Here is a 19,849-nt window from a genome sequence, read left to right on the forward strand (position 1 = left end):
GTTACGTTCCTAGTTCTCGGCCGGCTTATAGGCAAGCAGGCGCCAGACATGAACTTTCTTTTCCCTTAGAAGTTTGGCTCTCAGGGACCAGAAGGAAGCTTCCTTCATCAAGACGCCGATTTCGGGGCAATTCTCGCCGTTATCTGACGCCAGGACGGCAGCAATTTTGTCAGCATTGGCCCAGCTCTTGGCAATCAATTCAATATAGAGGTCCGAAATATCTTCGTTCACCCGGATCATGAAGCCAGCTTTTTCAAGAAGGGCAGCCATCATTTCCGCGGTTACAGGATAGGGACGGTTGATTTCCTGCTTCAGCCATTTCTGTACATTATCGTCTTCCAGAACTTCCGGACCGGACAATGTGTAATCGGTGATCAGAAAAAGGGCATCGTCCTTGAGTTTCTCGTACATTTTGCTGATAAGGTTGGTTTTATCTTTCACCGTATACAGGGCTTCCTTGGCGAAGGCTCTGTCAAAACGTCTGTTGAAAGGGTCCTCGGCAGTAGGGTCGTAGGAGGAAATCTCGGCTTTTTTACCCAGCCCGGCCATGGTCGAAATGCTCATGCCCTTTTTGGCAAGTTCCGGGGATTCTTCATATCCTGTGATCCAGACACCGAATTCCTCCGCCATGACCCGGCAGGGGCCGCCAAGCCCGGCACCAATCACCGCGGCGCTCATTTCAGGTGTCATGGCCAGAAGCTTTGACATGGCTTTAATATGCTCGGGTCCCCCCGGCCCGCAATATCCCTGACCCCAGACAAGCTGGGAGACTTCCATGCGCGTGTCGTCCCAGGGCAGGACGGCCAGGTTGCCGCTCAGACGGTCTGCGCTTTCGGAAACGGCAGCCTTGGGGGCAGGTACGGCTTGAGGCGTGCCTTCATCATCAGCGGACGGCTCTCCGCCGCTGGCGTCTTCTTCAGGGCCGTCTTTTTTAAGCCGGTCCTTCATCTCATTTACGTCATATCCCTCCCACCAGGCCTTCAGGCGTAACTTGAGAGGGATCTTTTCCGATTTTTGGGCGTCAGCCATTCCATTTCCCCAGGAACTGTTACAACTTCATGGGGATATACTAGTTTTAAGCCCTTTAAATATGGTTAATGGCTGAAAATGCAAAAGATTCTGCCATTTCCCCAGGCAGAACCTTTTATGAAAGAATATTCTTACTAATTAATATTATCTCAGGCTGCCGCCGGTCGCTTTACGGACAGCATCAATGACCTTTGACGCAATCTGATCAATCTCATCATCCGTCAGGGTGCGATCATCCGGTTGCAGACGAATGCTGACCGCGACCGATTTCCAGCCCTCGGCAACACCCTGTCCCTGATAGACGTCAAAAATACTCACATCGTCGATCAGTTTTTTCTCGGCGCTGCGGGCTGCCCGGACGATATCCGCTGCGGCGACATTCTGGTCTACGACAAAGGCAAAGTCGCGTTCCACCGCCTGATAGTCCGAAGCTTTCAGGGGGCCACGGCTGTTGCCGCCCTTGCCTTTAGGCAGGGGGATATTTTCCAGCATGATTTCGAAGGCGACCAGCGGGCCCTTTACATCCAGTGCCTTCAACACTTTGGGATGAACTTCCCCGAAATAGGCCAGTATATTCTTGGGACCAAGCCGGATCACGCCACTTCGACCGGGATGATACCAGCCTGGTGCTTCCGCCACGACCTGGGCGTTGTCAATTTTTGCCCCGGCGTTGCGTAAAATGGCTTCCGCATCGGCCTTTGCCTGGAAGACAGATACATCTTCCGGGGCCTGTTTCCAGTGGCGGGGGCCGGTCTGGCCCCGGCGAATGCCCGCCAGGACAAGGCTCTGGCCGTCCGGCGTATCACTGGCAAACTGGCTACCGGCCTCGAACAGGGCAACATTCTTGAATCCCCGGTCGATATTGCGGCTGGCGGCGGTGATCAGGTTAGGCAGAAGGTTTGGACGCATGGCGTCCAGGTCGCTGCTGATCGGGTTGTCCAGAACCAGCTCCGGTTTGAGCTCCGCAAACAGGCTGACCTGGTCAGACGGCAGGAAGGACCAGGTCACTGCTTCTTTCAGGCCGAGTTCCGCGGCTGTGCGCTTGGCCAGCCGGACCCGTTTCTGCAGCGGGCTGAGACCGGTCTCGATCTCCCGACTGGAATTCGGGAGCGGTATGGACGGAATATGCTCGAAGCCATGAATGCGCAAAACTTCCTCAACGAAGTCGGCTTCGCCGTCAATGTCACAGCGCCAGGACGGGGTGGTTACCTTCAACACACCATTCTTCTTTTCCACACCGAAACCGAGGCGTCCGAGGATATCAATGATTTCGCCTTCCGAAACGTCAACACCACCAAGGGAGCGGATGCGCTCCGGCCGGACCTGAACGGTTTTTGTAATATCCGGTACTTTACCGGCCAGGAAAATATCGCTGGCTTCACCGCCGCAAAGATCGATGATCATGCGGGTGGCCTGTTCAATGCCCGGGAGCACACTTTCAGGGTCTACACCACGCTCAAACCGGTAGCGGGCATCACTGTCGATGCCCAGCTTGCGACCGGCCATGGCAATGGCGATCGGATCGAACCAGGCGCATTCGAGGAAGACATTGACGGTATCTTCCTCACAGCCGGTGGAGGTGCCGCCGATAATGCCGCCCAGACCGATGACGCCGCTGTTGTCGGTGATGGCGCAGGCCCCGGCCTGCAGAGTGTATTCGTTATCGTTGAGGGCGGAGAGGGTTTCCCCGTCCTTTGTCTGACGCACAACGATATCTCCCTGCAGGCGATCGGCGTCATAGACATGCAACGGACGCGCCATGTCATAGGTGATATAGTTGGTGATATCAACCAGGGTCGAAATGGGCCGGAGGCCAATGGATTTCAGACGTTTCTGCAGCCAGTCCGGGCTCGGTCCGTTTTTCACACCTTTGATGTAACGACCGGCGAAGACCGGGCATTGTTCTGTCGTTTCGATGACAACTTTGACCGGGCTCTCACCCTTGCCGGTAACTTTCTCGAAGGAAGGTTCTTTCAGGCTGCCGAGACCGGCGGCGGCCAGGTCACGGGCAATGCCGTAGACGCCAAGGGCATCCTGCCGGTTGGGTGTAATGGCGATTTCGATAACCGGATCATTAAGACCCGCATAGTCGGCGAAGGGGGTGCCGACAGGTGCATCCGACGGCAGGTCGATAATGCCGTCATGGTCTTCACCGAGGCCAAGCTCCCGTTCCGAGCACAGCATGCCGTTGCTTTCCACGCCGCGGATTTTGGTGGGTTTCAGTTTCATGCCATTTGTCGGGATGACCGCGCCGGAAGGGGCAAAGGCGCCCTTGAGGCCGGTTCTCGCATTAGGGGCGCCGCAAACCACCTGCAACACTTCGGTGCCGGTATTGACCTTGCAGACGCGCAGTTTGTCTGCATCGGGATGCTGGACCGCTTCCAGCACTTCGGCGATGACAAAGGGCTTCAGTGTATCAGCCGGATTTTCAACTTCCTCAATTTCCAGACCGATCGCCGTCAGCTTTTCGGTGATGGTGTCCAGGTCCGCATCCGTATCCAGATAGTCCTTAAGCCAGGAAAGGGTGAATTTCATGATACTTACTCTGCCTTTTTCTATTTAACGCCCTGGGTGCTCAGCGCCGGAATATCCAGCGCGGCAAAACCATAATGTTTCAGCCAGCGCAGGTCGGCGGCGAAGAAATCCCGCAGATCCGGGATTCCCCATTTCAGCATGGCGATACGGTCCAGCCCCATACCAAAGGCGAAACCCTGATATTCGTTGGGATCAAGGCCTACATTTTCGAGAACGCGCGGGTTGACCATGCCGCAGCCGAGGATTTCCAGCCAGTCGTCGCCTTCTCCGATACGGATTTCATCGCCCATAAAGGCGCAGCCGATGTCCATTTCGGCGCTGGGTTCGGTGAAGGGGAAATAGCTCGGCCGGAAACGGGTTTTTACATTGTCGACTTCAAAGAACTTGCGGCAGAACTCCTCAATACACCATTTCAGGTGACCCATATTGATATCCTTGTCCACGACCAGGGCTTCGACCTGGTGGAACATGGGGGTATGGGTGGCATCTGAATCACAGCGATAGGTCCGGCCGGGGGCGATGATCCGGAACGGCGGCTTGCCGCTCATCATGGTGCGGATCTGCACCGGCGAGGTATGGGTGCGCAGAACCTTGCGGTTGCCTTCTTCGTCTTCCGGCAGATAAAAGGTGTCATGCATCTGCCGTGCCGGGTGCTCCGCCGGAATATTGAGCGCGGTAAAGTTATATAAATCTTCCTCGATTTCCGGGCCTTCGGCAACACTGAAGCCCATTTCGGTGAAAATCTCGGTGACCTCGTCAACCACCTGGCTGATCGGATGAATGCTGCCCGGTTCAGCCGGAACGGCGGGCAGGGTGATATCCAGTTTTTCGGACTGCAGGCGCTGGTTGAGGATCTCGTCTTCCAGGATATCGCGGCGTCCGCTGATGGAATCATTCAGACCGTTCTTCAGCATATTGAGTTTCGGCCCGAATTCTTTCTTTTCCTCAGGCGTCATTTTGCCCAGCTCGCGCATCATCAGGCTGACACGGCCTTTTTTGCCAAGCGCCGAGACCCTGATTTCCTCGAGGGTTTCAATATCGTTTGCGGAATTTATCTGTCCGAGGATTTCCTGTTCCAGTGACTGGAGATCTTCCATTTTTACACCCGTTTTTGTCTTTTACACCTAGTGCATACATAAAAAGGGACCTGCTGCCAAGAGCAGGCCCCTTCAAACTTGAAATGAACCGTTAGCCTAGGCTGCGTTAAGAGCAGACTCTGCCTGGGTTGCCAGGGCTTTAAAGGCTTCGGGTTCGCGAACGGCCAGATCGGCCAGAACTTTGCGGTCAAGTTCGACGCCTGCGAGTTTCAGGCCGTTCATAAATCGTGAGTAGGTCAGGTCGTGCAGGCGGGCAGCCGCATTGATGCGCTGGATCCACAGGGCACGGAACTGACGCTTCCGGACTTTCCTGTCCCGATAAGCGTACTGACCGGCTTTCTCCACGGCCTGTTTGGCGACGCGGATGGTGTTCTTGCGACGACCGCGATAACCTTTGGCCGCCTTGATAACTTTTTTATGTTTGGCGTGCGATGTGACGCCGCGTTTGACGTGTGCCATTTTGCTTCTCCTTAGCCGTAGGGCAGAAACTTCTTGACGATACGGGCATCCTGGTCTGACAGGATGGTCGTACCGCGCTGGTTTCTGATCTGTTTGTTAGTACGCTTGATCATGCCGTGCTGTTTGCCGGCCTGGCCAGAACGCACTTTACCACTGGCGGTAAGTTTGAAGCGCTTTTTGGCGCCACTTTTAGTTTTCAGTTTGGGCATTTAGCTTTCCTTCTCAATAATTCCAATCGCAGTTGCCTGCGGAAGCTTTCCGGATGGCGAGGCATGCCCTTCCATGGCCAGACCATCCAACGGAAGCAAGGCTTATAACGCCCTTTATGGCCAATTGCAAGGGGATTCAGGGGCAAAAATTCGGGTCATAATTTCAAACTTTTCAGACATTTTACAATGTGTTCACAGACGCACTTTATTTTAGGCATATACAGGTCCGGAACCGCTCCTTTATAGTTGCGGGCAGGAAAAAGAACAAAATTAAAGGTGTTTTCAGATATGCTCTTTTCAATAATACAGAGGTTAAGTCACGGCTTCAGCCGAAAGATAACGGCGTTCCTGATTGTTATTCTGGTTTATTCGGGGCCGGCGGTTCATGCCGGTGAAAGTCTGCCGACAACTGCAACGCCTGCCTTGTGGATGGTGGAGAAAGAAGACGCCAAGGTCTATTTCCTGGGTTCTTTTCATGTGCTTCCAAAGGAACTGACCTGGTATCAGGGTGATATAGAGAAAGCCTTCAGGGAATCAGGCACACTGGTTCTGGAGACTGTCATGGATGCCCAGAGCCAGGGTGAAATCGCCATGGTGATGATGACAAACTCCATGTTGCCGCAGGGCTATACCCTGAATGGCCTGCTGGATGAGGAACGCTATCAGAAGGCCCTGAAGCTTGCCCTGCCGCTGGGACTTTCCGAAGCTCAGGTGGCCCGCCTCCAGCCTTGGTATCTGGCCATTATGCTTTCTGTCCAGACGATTGTCGCCAATGGCCTGGATCCCGCGAGCGGCGTTGATCACTTCCTGCAGGGACTTGCAGGAAGTGAAGGCAAAACCATTACCGGTCTTGAGACTGCCAAAGAACAGATTGAAGCACTGTCCCATCATCCGCTGGATGTCCAGACGGACATGTTGAGCGATACGCTCGATAAAATGGACCAGTTCGACGATTATATGAACAGCTATATTTCCGCCTGGGCGTCGGGTGATGACGAGCAGATTGCAGGTACCATGCTGGAGGAAATGAAGGCTTATCCCTCCATGTATGAGGCACTTCTGGTCAATCGCAACCGCAACTGGGTTCCCAAAATCGCTGAATTCATTGAAACCGGCGGCACGGTTATGATTGTTGTCGGCATGGCCCACCTGGTCGGTGAGGACAGTGTCTTGCACATGCTGGAGGAAAAAGGCTACCGGATTGAACGTATCCGCTAGTCCCGGCCAGCGTGGGAGCAGGCGTTATTCCGCCTGCCCCTCTCTCATTTCTTTCTGAATTTTCAGCCGTTCTGCCTTAATGGCTCCTGGCGAGCTGCTTCCCCGCGCCAGGATCATATAAGCCACAGGGACAATGAACAGGGTGAAAAAAGTTCCGATCAGCACGCCGCTGATTACAACGACGCCAATGACAAATCGTGTTTCGGCGCCGGCGCCGGTGCCCAGAACCAGCGCCACGGATCCCATGACCGTGGTAATTGAAGTCATGACAATAGGCCGCAGGCGCTTGCGGGAGGCTTCAAGAAGGGCTTCCATGAACTCCTCTCCCTTGTCGCGTAGCTGGTTGGCGAATTCCACAATCAGGATGCCGTTCTTGGCGGCGAGGCCCACTAGCATGATAATCCCGATCTGGCTGTAAATATTGAGGGATTGTCCGGTCAATTTCAGGCCGAGAAAGGCGCCGGTCATGGCGAAGGGTACCGTCAGCAGGATGATAAAGGGATGGCGGAAGCTTTCAAACTGTGCCGCCAGAACCAGAAACACCACCACAAGGGCCATACCGAATACCAGATAGATGGACTTTCCTGCTTCCCTGAAGTCCCGGCTCTCCCCGTTATAATCAATACTCGCTGTGGCAGGAAGATGGGTTCTGGCTGTATCTTCAAGATAGTCGAGAACTTCGCCCAGAGTATATCCGGGATTGACGCTGGCCGAGATGGTGATGGAGCGCAGGCGATTGAAACGTTTGAGGTCAGAGGCGCTGCCGATCTCTTTCAGGCTGACAAGGTTGGATATGGGAATGAGATCACCGGTACGGTCGGAGCGCACATAGATGTTGGACATGTCATCGGGAGTCTGGGTCGCACCTTTACGGCCTTCCAGCATGACCGGATATTCTTCGCCCCCCGAGACAAATGTTGTCACTTCCCGGGATCCCATCATGGTTTCCAGGGTGCGTCCGATTGTTGCGACGGATACGCCAAGGTCAGCCGCACGATCGCGGTTGATATCGACCAGGATCTGGGGTTTGGTTTCCTTATAGTCACTATCCGCACCGGATATTCCGGGGTAATCTGCAATTTCCGTCAGCATGATGTCGCGCCAGCGGGCCAGTTCGGCATAATCCGTTCCCTGCAAGACGAACTGTACCGGTTGACCCGAACCACGGCGAATACCGGTTGGCATGGTGACAAACAGTCGCAGGTCGATATGGCTTGCCAGCTTTTGCTGCAATTCGTCCCGGATTTCCTGGGCGGAACGGTCACGTTCATCCCATTCCACGAGCCGGAAAATGCCGATCCCTGAATTGACGCCCCTGCTGCCGAAACCGGGAACCCGGACAATCACGTTAAAGGCTTCGCCTGCATCAACATAGGTAAGGAGGTCCTTTTCCACATTGAACATTTTTTCATACATGGTCTCGTAACTGCTGCCTTCGGGACCTTTGGCGATGATATAGACAACACCCTGGTCTTCGAGAGGCATGAACTCCGACGGCAGGCCGCGAAACAGGACGACGGCCAGGATAAGCACACCGGCCATTGTCGCCAGAACAATCCAGTATCGCTTTAATAACCACTCCAGAAGGTTTTTATAAGCCTGTTCAAGCTTTTTGAAGCCAATGTTCACACCTGTATGAAAGGCGTTTTCATGCTTCTTTTTTTTCAGAAGCTTGGAGCACAGCATTGGCGACAGGGACAGGGCAACCACCGAGGAAAATCCGACGGCGGCGGCCATAGCCAGGGAGAATTCTGTGAACATACGCCCGGTTTCCCCCTCGATAAAGACGATGGGTACAAAGACGGCAATCAGCACAAGGGTTGTGGCAATCACGGCAAACCCCACTTCCCTGGCGCCATGATAGGCAGCAAGCAGGGGCGGTTCGCCATTTTCCACGCGCCGGTAAATATTTTCCAGCACCAGAATGGCATCGTCCACGACCAGCCCGATGGACAAAACAAGCGCCAGCAGGGTCAGGAGATTGACGGAGAAACCGGCCATATTCAGAAAAATAAAGGAGGCCGTAATCGACACCGGCACTGTCACAGCGGGAATAAGCATGGCGCGGACACTGCCGAGAAACAGATAGATTACAGCCACCACAAGAACCATGGCAATGGCGAAAGTTTTATATACTTCGTTGATGGCTTCCTCAATGAAGCGGGAGCTGTCGTAGCTCATGCCGATTTCGGTACCTGCAGGCAGGGACTGGTTAAGTTTCAGGCGCTCGGCCTTGACAGCCAGGGCGACATCAAGGGTATTTCCCTTGGATTGTTTGATAATCCCGAGACCCACCATATAATCGCCGTTACTGTGCATCTCGGCCCGGTATTGTTCGGCGCCGAGTTCAACCTGCGCAACGTCACCGATCCGCGTCAGATGGCCGTCTTCATTCTGTTTGATAACAAGCTGGGAAAAATCTTCGGGTTTTTCATATTCCCGACTCATCCTTACAGTGAATTCCCGTTCAGAGGATTCCAGACGTCCGGCCGGCAATTCCACATTTTCCGTGCGCAGGGCGGTTTCAATGTCGCTGGCGGTGATGCCGCGAGCCGCCATTTTTTCCCGGTCCAGCCACAGGCGCATGGCATAGGTGGAGGTCGAGGTGCGGACCCTGGCGACACCATCTATGCTGGACAGCCGGTCGACAATATAACGTTGCGCATAATCGGCCAGCTTGAGCGTGTCCATGGTCGTGCTGCGCAGATTAAGCCACATGATCGGATCGTCATTTTCATCATCTTTTGTGACTTCAGGCGGATCGGCTTCATCGGGCAGATTATTCAGCACTGTCGAGACACGCTGGCGGATATCACTGGCGGCCTCGTCCAGATCCCGGTTGATGGAAAACTGGATGGTAATGGACGAACGTCCGTCAGTACTGCTTGCGGATATGGTCTTGATACCTTCGACGCCGCTGATCCGGTCCTCGATCATCTGGGTGACTTTTGTCTCCACGACCTGGGCAGAGGCGCCGGGATAGTTTGTGCGAATGGAAATGACCGGCGGATTTACGTCAGGATATTGCCGCAGGGGCAGATCCAGAAAACTCATCACCCCGAAAGTGATCAGCAACAGGCTGATGACTGTGGCGAAGACGGGGCGGTCAACGGAAACATCTGACAAAATCATAGGATTATTCTCCGCTTGCCGGTTCAGGCGACTTGACGCTGACGCGTGTGCCGTCCTGAATTTTCAGCAGCCCCTGGCTGACGACCAGTTCCCCGACCTGCAGTCCCGACAGCACCTCGACTGCACCGGGGCGGCGGCGGCCCGTCTCAACCTGGCGGCGGGAAACGGTATTATCTTTCTGCACGACAAAAACATATTTCCGGTCTTCATAATTGATGATGGATTCCTCGGGAATCATGATTGACTGGGCCCGGTTCTTGATCAGGTCAATACTCAGCAGCATGCCCGGCCGGAGTAACAGCTCGTCATTGGGAATTTCCGCGCGCACCGTCACCGCCCTCGAAGTGGGGTTTACCCGGGTGTCGATAGTTGTTACCAGCCCTTTGAAAAGCCGGTCATAGGCTTCTGATCTTGCTTCAATGCTCTGGCCTTCTTTCAGGACTGAGAGGAAGGCCTCGGGAACAGTGAAATCAACTTTTATGACGGACAGATCATCGATTGTCGTAATGACTGTACCGGGGGTGACAAGGGCGCCGACACTAATCTGCCGGATACCCAGTTTGCCGTCAAAGGGAGCGATGATCTGGCGATCCCGGATCCGGGCGTGGGCAATCTGTAACTGGGCGAGGGCCTTTTCATAAAGGGTTTTCTGAGCATCCAGGCGTGCGGTGGCCAGGGTCTTTGCTTCGACCAGGCCGCGAACACGTTTCAGTTCCCGTTCCTGTTCGTCAAAATTGGCTTCGGCATTGCGCAGGTCGGCCTGCTCCTCTTCAGTGATCAGGGTGGCGAGCACGGTTCCTTTTTTCACAAACATACCGTCTGTGAAATGAATGGCAGAAACCTTGTCTGTGATGGTGGTGGTCAGAACGACGGATTCATTGGCTTTGGTCGTTCCCAGTGCTTCCACGGTGTCGACAAACTGATCCTTTATCACCTCGTTGGCGATAACCTGAACGACACGTTCTCCCGCCTGGCGGGTGGTTTCACGATTTTCCTGCCCCCAAAACATATATGCCGCAACTGCACCGGCGGCCAGAACAAGTACAATGAACAAACCCCTGAAGATCATTATATTTCCTTTTATATCGATCTGTTGAACAGATACTGATTTCTTGATGCGGAGTATAGGCCGAACACGCGGGTAGACAAAGTCGAGAATGGCGTTTCTGTACGATTTCCGCACCTTATATGATTCTGGATATCATACGTGATACGGAATTTATACCCGTCGCGGATTTGCTTTTGATCACGAAAGTGTGATTGTCATTATCCTGTCTTAACGGAAAAACCCGCCGGGCAGTTTGCCGCTGGCGGGTTTGCTCCTATAGCGTCGTTGTTACGTTCAGCTGACCCGTATCAGCGCGCTATAATGTACGACCTATGGGCGTACACCTGAATAAAGTATACACCAAAAATATTCTCATCCCAAAAGTGCTGGTATTTCAGGCTATTATTTCAGGGATGCAGATTAATAATTGCCGACTCGGGCTGGTTCGGTTCCCCGCAACACCGGCATGAAAGCAATGTTGAAAAGAATTCCGAACATGACCGGTACGCCGATCATGGCGGCATAGACAAAGACCATCGGTGTCCAGGCAACAGCAAGCAACAGCAGGCAGAGGACGAAGTTGATCAGGAAAAGGACGGGAGAAGTAAATTCGCGCATTGCAGATACTCGTTCAAAATTTACAAACAAAAAAGCAGGCCTTTCATAGACCTGCTTTTGCTGCAGCGCAATAATTATTTATGCAAAATTTGACCTGATTATTTCGGGGCCATAATCATAATCATCTGACGGCCTTCCAGCTTCGGGTGCTGTTCAATTTTCACCCGGTCTGCGAAGTCGGCCTTGACCCTTTGCAGGACTTCCATGCCGAGTTCCTGGTGCGCCATTTCACGTCCGCGGAATCTCAGCGTAACCTTGACCTTGTCGCCGGCAGAAAGGAACTTGTCAATGGAACGCATCTTGACGTCATAGTCATGCTTCTCGATACCGGGACGCATCTTGATTTCCTTGACGTCGATGGTTTTCTGCTTTTTGCGGGCCAGACTGGCTTTTTTCTGGGCTTCATACTTGAATTTACCGTAATCAAGTATCTTGCAGACCGGAGGTTCCGCGTTCGGGGAAATTTCAACAAGGTCGAGCCCGGCTGCCTTCGCCATTTCCAGGGCTTTTGCAATGTCTACAGTGCCGTGGTTTTCACCTTCAGCATCAATAAGTCTTACTTCGGTTACGTTTATATCGTCGTTGACCCTTGGGCCTTTATGGGCGGGCGGGGATGACATTGGTCGTCTAGCTATTGTTTCCTCCTGCGATCTTCCATCGCTGGTTATTTAAATGTAATTTCTCGTCTGTTCTATAAATCCCAAAGATGAATTTCCGTAACGGGTCATCTCAGGTCCGGCGCAACAGATTCTTCCTTAAGTTTATGGATTGCGTCAGTTAAATCAAGGGTTTCCTGCTTTTGCGAGCCCAAACGCCGGATCGTGACTGTATTTTGTTCTGCTTCGCGGGCGCCGATCACTAATATTGCGGGTACCTTGGCGTGGGAATGTTCCCTGACCTTGTAGTTGATTTTCTCGTTGCGCAGGTCCATTTCGGCCCGCAATCCTGCGTCCACAAGCTGTTGCTGCACGGATTTTACATGCTCGTCCTGATCGGAGGTGATGCCGGAGACTACCACCTGCACCGGCGCCAGCCAGAGCGGGAAACGGCCGGCAAAATGTTCTATTAAAATACCGATGAAACGCTCGAAGGTTCCAAAGACCGCACGATGCAGCATGACCGGCCGGTGTTTTTCACCGTCCTGGCCAATGTAGTTGGCGTCCAGTCGTTCCGGCAGGACATAGTCAAGCTGGAAGGTACCGCATTGCCAGGTCCGGCCAATGGCGTCGGTCAGGTGGAATTCAAGCTTCGGTCCGTAAAAGGCGCCTTCGCCTTCCGCATATTCAAACTCAAGGCCGCTGGCGGTCAGCGCGTCGGCAAGGGATTTTTCCGCCCGGTCCCATGTGGCATCGTCACCGGCCCGCATTTCCGGCCGGGTCGCCAGTTTATATTTGATGTCGGTCAGGCCCATGTCTTCATAGACTTTGGCAAACAGAGCGAGGAACCGTTTTGTTTCATCCGTGATCTGGTCTTTACGACAGAAAATATGAGCATCATCCTGGGTCATCTGCCGGACCCGCATCAGGCCATGCAGCGCGCCGTGGGCTTCATTCCGGTGACAACAGCCAAACTCGGACATGCGGATCGGCAGGTCGCGGTAGCTTTTGGTACCCTGTTTGAAGACCTGGATATGAGCCGGGCAGTTCATGGGCTTCAGCGCCATCATGCGGGCGTCTTTCGGAACCTCGATGTCGCCGTCTACTGTCGGCACCATGTCCGGCACAACAAACATATTCTCGCGGAACTTGCCCCAGTGGCCGGACTGCTCCCACAGTTTGGAATCCATCAGCTGCGGAGTCTTGATTTCCTGATAGCCGTCTTCGGCCAGGCGGGCGCGGATATATCTTTCCAGTTCAATCCAGATGCGGAATCCCTTGGCGTGCCAGAAGACAGAACCCTGGGCTTCTTCCTGCAGATGAAACAGACCCATTTCCCGGCCGATCTTGCGGTGGTCGCGTTTTTCTGCTTCCTCAAGGCGCACCAGGTAGGCCTTGAGTTCCTTCTTGTCGCGCCAGGCGGTACCGTATACCCGGGTCAGCATTTCATTGTTGCTGTCCCCGCGCCAGTAGGCGCCGGCCACCTTCATCAGCTTGAAGCCGTCGCCCAGTTTTTTGGTGCTGGGCAGGTGCGGACCGCGACAAAGGTCGATAAAGTCGCCCTGGCGGTAGAGTGTAATCGACTGGTCTGCCGGAATATCGGCAATGATTTCAGCCTTGTATTCCTCTCCCATCTTGCGGAAAAATTCGATGGCGTCGTCCCGGTTCCAGACTTCACGGGTGATTTTCTCGTCTCGTTCGACAATTTCCTTCATCCGGGCCTCGATTATTTCGAGGTCTTCCGTGGTAAAAGGCGTCTTGCGGGCGAAATCGTAATAAAAACCGTTTTCGATGGCCGGGCCGATGGTGACCTGGGTATCGGGGTAGAGTTCCTTGACTGCCTCGGCCATGATATGGGCGGCGTCGTGGCGCAGGATTTCCAGGGCCGCCTCATCCTTGCGGGTGATGATGGAGACCTTGGAATCCTGTTCGATTTCCCGGGACAGGTCCCATTGTTCACCATTGACCACAATGGCAAGGGCAGCCTTGGCCAGGCCAGGCCCGATATCTTCGGCCAGGGTCAGTCCCGTCACCGGACCGTCAAAGGTGCGGATGCTGCCGTCGGGCAGGGTGAGGGAAACTTGTTTCGTCATGATCTTCTGGCCGTTTGTCTTGAGTGTTTAATCAATGGGTGTCTTGTACTTGGGGAACTTATCGGGATTTCCACGCAAGTCAAGCATGCATGGGGTTGCAGGAGGTAAATAAAGCTCAAAAAGCGTTTTTCAATCCGGCAGGACGAATTATAGTAAAGTCAACTCAAACATATGCTTGGAAAATGCCATGACGACAGACACAGATGCGCCCAACTTCCTGTTTTTGGAGAACGGTCGCAGAATCGCCTACCACAAGACCGGAGGCAAGACGCCAACGGTAATCTTCTTTGGCGGCTTCATGTCGGATATGGAAGGCAGCAAGGCGCTGGCGCTGGAAGAATATTGCAAGGCGCAGGGCCAAGCCTACATCCGCTTTGACTATTCCGGGCACGGCTCATCGTCGGGCGAATTCCGTGACGGCACTATTGGCGACTGGAAAGAGGATGCGCTGGCCGTGGTGCAGAAGTTGACTGACGGGCCGGTGCTGATTATCGGTTCCAGTATGGGGGGCTGGATCGGACTGCTTGTGGCGCTGGAGGTGAAAGACCGTTTGTCCGCTTTTATTGGCATCGCCCCTGCGCCTGATTTTACCCGGGACCTGATGTGGGACAGTTACAGTCCGGAAATTCAGGAAAAGCTCAGGCGGGACGGCGTCTATTATGAGCCCAGCGAATATAGTGATGAACCCTATGCCATCAGTTACCGGCTGATCGAGGAAGGGGACAATCATCTGCTGCTGGGCGGGCCCATCGAACTGGACTGTCCGGTGCGGTTGATCCACGGTCAGAGAGATGAGGATGTTCCCGCTCGCTGGTCGCAACGGATCAGTGATGCGCTGGTGTCTGTAGATGTGGAAATCACCTATATCAAAAACGGTGATCACAGGCTGTCCTCGGACAAGGACCTGAAACGGCTTTGTTTAACGCTTGATACTCTTCTGGAGACATAGGAATGACAAAACAGCTGATCGACCTGAGCCACACCGTTGAAGACGGCATGATTACCTACAAGGGACTGCCGGCACCGATTATCTGTGATTTTCTGAGCCGTGGAGATTCCAGGGGGCACTATGACGAAGGTACCGAGTTTCATATAGGCGAGATCAAGATGGTGGCCAATACGGGCACCTATCTGGACAGCCCTTTTCATCGCTATTCGGATAGCAAGGACCTGTCCGAACTGGACCTGGACCGAATTGCCGACCTTGAAGCAGTGGTGGTGCGGGTGGATCTGGAAGCAATGGCCATCAACGATACTCATTTCAGGGGACTGGACGTCAGGGGAAAAGCCGTTCTGGTTCACACGGACTGGTCACGCCACTGGGGATCGGACGATTATTTCGAGGGCCATAACTTCCTGACCGAAGATGCCGCTGTCTGGCTTCGGGACAACGGCGCTGTGCTGGTTGGTATCGACAGTTATAATATTGATGATATCAGGGGCGGCACCCGACCGGTACATTCCACGCTGCTGGGCGCAAATATCACAATTGTCGAGCATATGACCGGTCTGGAAAAGCTTCCTGACAACGGGTTCCGTTTCTTTGCCGTCCCGGTCAAGGTCAAAGGCATGGGGACTTTTCCCGTACGTGCTTTTGCCATCATCGAATAAGTCACGTGACGAGGGAAGCGAAACCTTCCCTGTAGGTGGGATATTTCAGTTTCACGCCCAGTTCCTGTTTGATCCGCTCATTGCGCACTTTTTTGCTTTCGTTATAGAAGCTCCGCATGAGTGGTGACAGTTCGGCTGTGTCAAAATCCACTTCCGGCAGGCGGGGCAGGGACATCAGATCGCAGACATAGTCGATCACCTCTTCCGGCGGCGCCGGCAGGTCATCGACAACATTGTAGCTTCGACCGGGGTTGGGACGGTCCATGGACGCCAGCAGCACCTGGACAATATCCTCCACATGGATGCGGCTGAAATACTGGTTTGGTTTGACAATTTTCTGCGTCCGGCCGGACTTTATACCCTCGTGCTGGCCACGACCGGGGCCATAGATGCTGCCGAGCCTGAATAGATGAACAGGCAGTCCGTGTTGTTCAGTAAGGGTGAGCCAGGCTTTCTCCGCGGCCAGGCGTAACTCACCGCGTCGGGAGGTTGGCGTCTCGGGCGTGTCATCATCAATCCAGTTCCCGGCATGATCACCGTAAACACCTGTCGTGGACAGGTAACCGATCCATTTCAGGTTTTTCAGGGCGGCAATGTCCCGGGCATGACAGGCCATGACAGGGTCACCGTTTGTTTCATCCGGGGGAATGGAAATCAGCACATGGGTAGCCTTGGACAGGGGCTGCCCGGCGTTATCCAGCGGGGTGGCGCCGTCAGACAGGTAGCTGTCGATGCCACTTTTCTGGAGGTCCTTTTGTTTGTCCGGGCTCCGACAGGTGCCGGCGACGGACCAGTTTTTCTCCCCGACAAGGCGGGAGGCCAGTGCCCGGGCTGTGTAGCCCAGGCCGAAACAGAAAAGTTTATGTGTCATCGATACTCCATCTGCAGCGCTTCTTCCGGTCGGTCTTATTCCTTGGTTGGCAGGAAAGCCGTTCCCAGCACAAGGGTGGCATGCAGCCGGACCAGTTGGGAGACATTCATTTGCTGGCCGTCACTATCCCGGTTAACCCGATATGATTCAAGCATTGTGTCGTCCAGGGTCTTGGCCTGGGTGCGCTGATATTGCAGAGCGGACGGAGAGAAAGACAGTTGAGTGATCCGGTATTTCCGGTTCGGGAACAGTTCATTCAGGTTCTGGAGTTCCAGCTGGGCCATTTTATAGATATTTTTCCGAAGTAAGCGATAGTTGGCCTGTTTTTCCTCTTCACTGGGGGAATAGGAAACTCTTTGCAGGTTCATCTCAAAACCGGTCCGGCTTGCTTTTTTAAACTTTTCACGCAGGCCGTCAATATTCTGGTCGGTAACCCGGCTTTCAGCGCTGATGGTCCATTGCTCATAACCGGCGGATCCCTGCCGACGATTAAAGCCGGTGAATTTCCATTCGGCGCCCGGGACAAGTTTCCTGAGTTCATTTTGAACATTCTGCCTGACTGCACCGCTCTGTTTTTCGTCGAAAACCGCCACAATCTGGACATAGACTACGGCTGTATTCGTGGTCAGCCACTCCTCGGAGGCGAGTTCCATGGTGATGCTGTCCTCAAACACAGGTTCCTGGGCAATGGCAATTTGTCCCGGCGCAGCTTGCGCACAGGCTGTCGATATAAGACCAAGTGATAAAAGAAATGGCACTGCAAGGCAGGCAAATTTTTGAAAATATTTGGAGTGAATCATGATCTTTTCCTCTATTGTGACCAGGCTTGCCGGAAATCCGGCCAGCCTGTTGGTTCCCCGACAGGACATGATGATCAGGAAACGCTATTTTATTTTTATGGCAGAAACGAGACTCAAACTGAAACGCACTCAAGTACATATTGTACCGATCCTAATATGCCACTTTATGGCAGTACAGGTCCAGCCGACTTTTGCCCAGACTGAAGAACTTCCCCAGACGGAAGAAGCGGATTCAAAACGCTATGGTATCTGCCTTCAACTGGTTGAAGATAATCCGGATGAGGCATTGTCTTATGCCCGGGACTGGAATATCGGCAGGCAGGGGCTTTCGGCAGCGCGCCATTGCGAGGCGCTCGCCCTGATGGCTCTGGACCGTTCTCGTGAAGCAGCAATTCTTCTGGAGCAGGAAGCAGACAGTATCTTTACCAGTGAAGGCCTGGGGGATTATGCGCTGGCCAACAGATCCAGCTTGCGGGTGGATCTTTATAGCCAGGCGGCGCTTGCCTGGGAAAGGGCCGGTGATCTGGATAAGGCCTATTCGGCAATCAGTTCTGCGTTGTTGGCGGCGGGCGAAAACGAAAACCTTATACGGACGCTTTATCTGGAGAGGGGCAAAATCCAGTCCATGCGCCGGGAATATCCCGCGGCACTGGAGGACCTGACCAGGGCCATCGAGTTTGCGCCGGAGGATACCGAGGGCTATTTCTTCCGCGCCAAGGTGTTCCGCTATAAAAATAATTATGCGGCGGCGCGTCTGGATATCGGCACAGCACTGGATCTGGACCGGGACAATGCCGAACTGCTGCTCGAGAGTGGTGTTTTGTATCGGGTAAGCGGTGAAAAACTGAAAGCCCGTCAGGAATGGCAAAAGGTGATCGATCTCTACCCGGAGAGCGATGTCGCGACTGCCGCAAGTGAAAATATCGAACTGTTAAAGATCGACTGACTGCCCGCCATATTTCAAACACACTTATGCACAATCATATCACGGCATTCTAAATAAGAGACTGATCTACAGTTATTTTGGAGGACATTATGAAAAATATTACTACGAGCCTGATTGCGACCTCACTTGCCCTTTCCTTTAGCCTTTCCGTCGCCGGTTATGCTCTTGCCGACAGCCACAAAAAGCCTAGTAATCCCGGTCAGGAAAAAAAGACCGAGATGATGATGGAAAAAGAAAAAATGGAGGCTGAAAAAGAGCTGACCAAGCAGGAAAAAGAACGCATCAAGGCTGAAAAGGAAAAGATGAAGGCCGAGAAGAAAAAGGTCAAAGCCGAGAAAGAAAAAATGAAGGCTGAGCAGGAACGTGTGAAAGCCGAAAAAGAAGAAATGGAAATGAAGATGAAAAAAGAAGGGGACGACAACTAGTCTCCGGATTATTTCTGACGATCAAGGGAGCCTATTGAGGCTCCCTTTTTTATCTTTGCCATTCTTCCAGCACAATAGCGTCAGGTTCCGACGTCATATATTTATTTTGATATCCATTAAAGTCTGGTTTATCTGCCAGCTGTTTCAGGGCCCATACGGCGGCCGAGCGGATAACCGGGTTATTCTCAATCAGCATTTTTTCAAGTTGAGGCAGGTAGGCAGGGTTTTTACTGTTGCCGATAGCGATGACCACGTTGCGTATAAAGTAATCCCGGCCGATACGCTTGATCGGAGAGCCGGAGAAAACCTGCCGGAAGTCGGAATCTTCCAGTTCGATTAAGTCCGCAAGGTCGGGCGCTTCAAGTTCCGGACGGCCGAAAAAATGTGCTTCACGGGCATTTTGGGCGAATTTGTTCCAGGGGCAGACTGCCAGACAATCATCACATCCATAGATGCGGTTGCCCATGGCTTGTCTGAATTCCAGAGGAATATGACCCTTATATTCGATCGTCAGGTAGGAAATGCAACGCCGGGCGTCCAGTTGGTAGGGTGCGGGAAAGGCGTTGGTCGGACAGATGTCCAGACAGTTGTGGCAGGAGCCGCAATGGTCTGTTTCCGGCTTATTGTTTTCCAGCTCCAGGGTCGTGAAAATACTGCCCAGGAACAGCCAGGACCCATAATCACGGTTGACGAGGTTGGTATGTTTGCCTTGCCAGCCAAGTCCTGCCTTGGCGGCCAGCGGTTTTTCCATCACCGGCGCCGTATCGACAAAAACCTTGACCTCGGCGTTATGGGATCTGTGAATCTCGCGAGCGACCTGCTTCAGCTTCTTTTTAACGATGTCATGATAGTCATGCCCCTTGGCATAGACCGAGATGTTGCCTGAATTTTTCCGCTCCAGGCGTGTCAGGGGATCATGGGAAGGGCCATAGTTCATACCCAGCATGATGATGGACCGGACCTCGGGCCATAGAGTTTTCGGATTGCAGCGCCGGTCTGCCTTGTCGGCCATCCAGGACATGTCTCCGTGACGGCTGGCCTGCAGAAAATCCCTGAAATGCTCGGCCGGCCTGTCAAGGCCATCGGGTGAGGTAATGGCAACAACCTCAAAGCCGGCATCGCGGGCCAACCGGGAAATGTGGCTTTCAGGCTTTTCCATTAA

The 19,849-nt window shown here is 53.5% G+C and carries 18 protein-coding genes; 5 read left to right on the top strand and 13 right to left on the bottom strand.

Annotated features, from left to right (window positions below; genetic code table 11):
• Positions 1-9: 9 nt before the first annotated feature.
• The 5 genes from ACORNT_RS06895 to rpmI all read right to left on the bottom strand — a co-directional run bounded on the left by ACORNT_RS06895 (position 10) and on the right by rpmI (position 5,329).
• Positions 10-1,029, bottom strand: a complete 1,020-nt coding sequence (locus ACORNT_RS06895; RefSeq protein ID WP_321397249.1) for a methyltransferase domain-containing protein — start codon at positions 1,027-1,029, stop codon at positions 10-12.
• Positions 1,030-1,173: 144 nt separating this feature from the next.
• Complete coding sequence (pheT, locus tag ACORNT_RS06900) at positions 1,174-3,564, bottom strand: phenylalanine--tRNA ligase subunit beta (protein ID WP_321397251.1); 2,391 nt, start codon at positions 3,562-3,564, stop codon at positions 1,174-1,176.
• Between the two features lie 20 nt (positions 3,565-3,584).
• Entirely contained in the window at positions 3,585-4,661 is a 1,077-nt protein-coding gene (pheS, locus tag ACORNT_RS06905; RefSeq protein ID WP_321397254.1) for a phenylalanine--tRNA ligase subunit alpha, read from the bottom strand.
• A 96-nt stretch (positions 4,662-4,757) separates the two neighbouring features.
• On the bottom strand, positions 4,758-5,120 hold the full coding sequence (gene rplT, locus ACORNT_RS06910) for a 50S ribosomal protein L20 (RefSeq protein WP_321397256.1): 363 nt from the start codon (positions 5,118-5,120) through the stop codon (positions 4,758-4,760).
• 11 nt (positions 5,121-5,131) lie between these two features.
• Positions 5,132-5,329 (bottom strand): 50S ribosomal protein L35, encoded by a 198-nt coding sequence (gene rpmI, locus ACORNT_RS06915; protein WP_321397258.1) that lies wholly within the window; start codon positions 5,327-5,329, stop codon positions 5,132-5,134.
• Between the two features lie 288 nt (positions 5,330-5,617).
• Here rpmI and ACORNT_RS06920 point away from each other — a divergent pair, with 288 nt between their 5' ends.
• Positions 5,618-6,547, top strand: coding sequence for a TraB/GumN family protein (locus tag ACORNT_RS06920; protein WP_321397261.1), 930 nt, complete (start codon positions 5,618-5,620; stop codon positions 6,545-6,547).
• Between the two features lie 24 nt (positions 6,548-6,571).
• On the opposite strand, the gene ACORNT_RS06925 is transcribed toward ACORNT_RS06920, so the two are convergent.
• The 5 genes from ACORNT_RS06925 to thrS form a co-directional block, all read right to left on the bottom strand.
• The gene (locus ACORNT_RS06925; protein ID WP_321397262.1) at positions 6,572-9,679 is read right to left on the bottom strand and encodes an efflux RND transporter permease subunit; all 3,108 of its coding nucleotides are present in this window, start codon (positions 9,677-9,679) and stop codon (positions 6,572-6,574) included.
• A gap of 4 nt (positions 9,680-9,683) precedes the next feature.
• Positions 9,684-10,748: an efflux RND transporter periplasmic adaptor subunit gene (locus ACORNT_RS06930; RefSeq protein WP_321397264.1), complete on the bottom strand. Its 1,065-nt coding sequence runs from the start codon at positions 10,746-10,748 to the stop codon at positions 9,684-9,686.
• A gap of 399 nt (positions 10,749-11,147) precedes the next feature.
• Positions 11,148-11,345 carry a hypothetical protein gene (locus tag ACORNT_RS06935; protein ID WP_321397267.1) on the bottom strand — a complete coding sequence of 66 codons (198 nt, stop codon included), beginning with the start codon at positions 11,343-11,345 and terminating at the stop codon, positions 11,148-11,150.
• Between the two features lie 98 nt (positions 11,346-11,443).
• Positions 11,444-11,965 (bottom strand): translation initiation factor IF-3, encoded by a 522-nt coding sequence (gene infC, locus ACORNT_RS06940; RefSeq protein WP_321397269.1) that lies wholly within the window; start codon positions 11,963-11,965, stop codon positions 11,444-11,446.
• Between the two features lie 104 nt (positions 11,966-12,069).
• Positions 12,070-14,034 carry a threonine--tRNA ligase gene (thrS, locus tag ACORNT_RS06945; RefSeq protein WP_321397271.1) on the bottom strand — a complete coding sequence of 655 codons (1,965 nt, stop codon included), beginning with the start codon at positions 14,032-14,034 and terminating at the stop codon, positions 12,070-12,072.
• Between the two features lie 187 nt (positions 14,035-14,221).
• Here thrS and ACORNT_RS06950 point away from each other — a divergent pair, with 187 nt between their 5' ends.
• On the top strand, positions 14,222-14,983 hold the full coding sequence (locus tag ACORNT_RS06950; protein ID WP_321397274.1) for an alpha/beta hydrolase: 762 nt from the start codon (positions 14,222-14,224) through the stop codon (positions 14,981-14,983).
• Between the two features lie 2 nt (positions 14,984-14,985).
• Positions 14,986-15,645: a cyclase family protein gene (locus ACORNT_RS06955; RefSeq protein ID WP_321397277.1), complete on the top strand. Its 660-nt coding sequence runs from the start codon at positions 14,986-14,988 to the stop codon at positions 15,643-15,645.
• Position 15,646: 1 nt separating this feature from the next.
• Here the strand turns inward: ACORNT_RS06955 and ACORNT_RS06960 are convergent, their stop codons facing one another.
• Together ACORNT_RS06960 and ACORNT_RS06965 are read right to left on the bottom strand one after the other, a co-directional pair.
• Positions 15,647-16,516, bottom strand: coding sequence for an SDR family oxidoreductase (locus ACORNT_RS06960; RefSeq protein ID WP_321397279.1), 870 nt, complete (start codon positions 16,514-16,516; stop codon positions 15,647-15,649).
• Between the two features lie 35 nt (positions 16,517-16,551).
• Entirely contained in the window at positions 16,552-17,316 is a 765-nt protein-coding gene (locus ACORNT_RS06965; RefSeq protein ID WP_321397282.1) for a hypothetical protein, read from the bottom strand.
• On the opposite strand from ACORNT_RS06965, the gene ACORNT_RS06970 reads away from it, so the two are divergent.
• Together ACORNT_RS06970 and ACORNT_RS06975 are read left to right on the top strand one after the other, a co-directional pair.
• A complete protein-coding gene (locus ACORNT_RS06970; protein ID WP_321397284.1) occupies positions 17,315-18,262 on the top strand; it encodes a hypothetical protein in 948 nt (315 codons plus the stop codon). The two genes, ACORNT_RS06965 and ACORNT_RS06970, sit on opposite strands and share 2 nt — an antisense overlap.
• An 89-nt stretch (positions 18,263-18,351) precedes the next feature.
• A complete protein-coding gene (locus ACORNT_RS06975; RefSeq protein ID WP_321397287.1) occupies positions 18,352-18,687 on the top strand; it encodes a DUF874 family protein in 336 nt (111 codons plus the stop codon).
• Positions 18,688-18,736: 49 nt separating this feature from the next.
• Here the strand turns inward: ACORNT_RS06975 and queG are convergent, their stop codons facing one another.
• The gene (queG, locus tag ACORNT_RS06980) at positions 18,737-19,846 is read right to left on the bottom strand and encodes a tRNA epoxyqueuosine(34) reductase QueG (RefSeq protein ID WP_321397290.1); all 1,110 of its coding nucleotides are present in this window, start codon (positions 19,844-19,846) and stop codon (positions 18,737-18,739) included.
• Positions 19,847-19,849 lie beyond the last annotated feature (3 nt).

Source organism: Emcibacter sp., assembly GCF_963675455.1.
Classification (GTDB): Bacteria; Pseudomonadota; Alphaproteobacteria; order Sphingomonadales; family Emcibacteraceae; genus Emcibacter.

Excerpts from the sequence above, each read along its gene's own strand:
- ACORNT_RS06960 (WP_321397279.1), bottom strand. The coding sequence starts at position 16,516 with ATGACACATAAACTTTTCTGTTTCGGCCTGGGCTACACAGCCCGGGCA.
- ACORNT_RS06925 (WP_321397262.1), bottom strand. The coding sequence starts at position 9,679 with ATGATTTTGTCAGATGTTTCCGTTGACCGCCCCGTCTTCGCCACAGTC.
- pheT (WP_321397251.1), bottom strand. The coding sequence starts at position 3,564 with ATGAAATTCACCCTTTCCTGGCTTAAGGACTATCTGGATACGGATGCG.
- ACORNT_RS06970 (WP_321397284.1), top strand. The coding sequence starts at position 17,315 with ATGATCTTTTCCTCTATTGTGACCAGGCTTGCCGGAAATCCGGCCAGC.
- ACORNT_RS06965 (WP_321397282.1), bottom strand. The coding sequence starts at position 17,316 with ATGATTCACTCCAAATATTTTCAAAAATTTGCCTGCCTTGCAGTGCCA.
- queG (WP_321397290.1), bottom strand. The coding sequence starts at position 19,846 with ATGGAAAAGCCTGAAAGCCACATTTCCCGGTTGGCCCGCGATGCCGGC.
- ACORNT_RS06930 (WP_321397264.1), bottom strand. The coding sequence starts at position 10,748 with ATGATCTTCAGGGGTTTGTTCATTGTACTTGTTCTGGCCGCCGGTGCA.
- rplT (WP_321397256.1), bottom strand. The coding sequence starts at position 5,120 with ATGGCACACGTCAAACGCGGCGTCACATCGCACGCCAAACATAAAAAA.
- infC (WP_321397269.1), bottom strand. The coding sequence starts at position 11,965 with ATGTCATCCCCGCCCGCCCATAAAGGCCCAAGGGTCAACGACGATATA.
- pheS (WP_321397254.1), bottom strand. The coding sequence starts at position 4,661 with ATGGAAGATCTCCAGTCACTGGAACAGGAAATCCTCGGACAGATAAAT.
- rpmI (WP_321397258.1), bottom strand. The coding sequence starts at position 5,329 with ATGCCCAAACTGAAAACTAAAAGTGGCGCCAAAAAGCGCTTCAAACTT.
- ACORNT_RS06955 (WP_321397277.1), top strand. The coding sequence starts at position 14,986 with ATGACAAAACAGCTGATCGACCTGAGCCACACCGTTGAAGACGGCATG.
- ACORNT_RS06935 (WP_321397267.1), bottom strand. The coding sequence starts at position 11,345 with ATGCGCGAATTTACTTCTCCCGTCCTTTTCCTGATCAACTTCGTCCTC.
- ACORNT_RS06950 (WP_321397274.1), top strand. The coding sequence starts at position 14,222 with ATGACGACAGACACAGATGCGCCCAACTTCCTGTTTTTGGAGAACGGT.
- ACORNT_RS06920 (WP_321397261.1), top strand. The coding sequence starts at position 5,618 with ATGCTCTTTTCAATAATACAGAGGTTAAGTCACGGCTTCAGCCGAAAG.
- thrS (WP_321397271.1), bottom strand. The coding sequence starts at position 14,034 with ATGACGAAACAAGTTTCCCTCACCCTGCCCGACGGCAGCATCCGCACC.
- ACORNT_RS06975 (WP_321397287.1), top strand. The coding sequence starts at position 18,352 with ATGAAAAATATTACTACGAGCCTGATTGCGACCTCACTTGCCCTTTCC.
- ACORNT_RS06895 (WP_321397249.1), bottom strand. The coding sequence starts at position 1,029 with ATGGCTGACGCCCAAAAATCGGAAAAGATCCCTCTCAAGTTACGCCTG.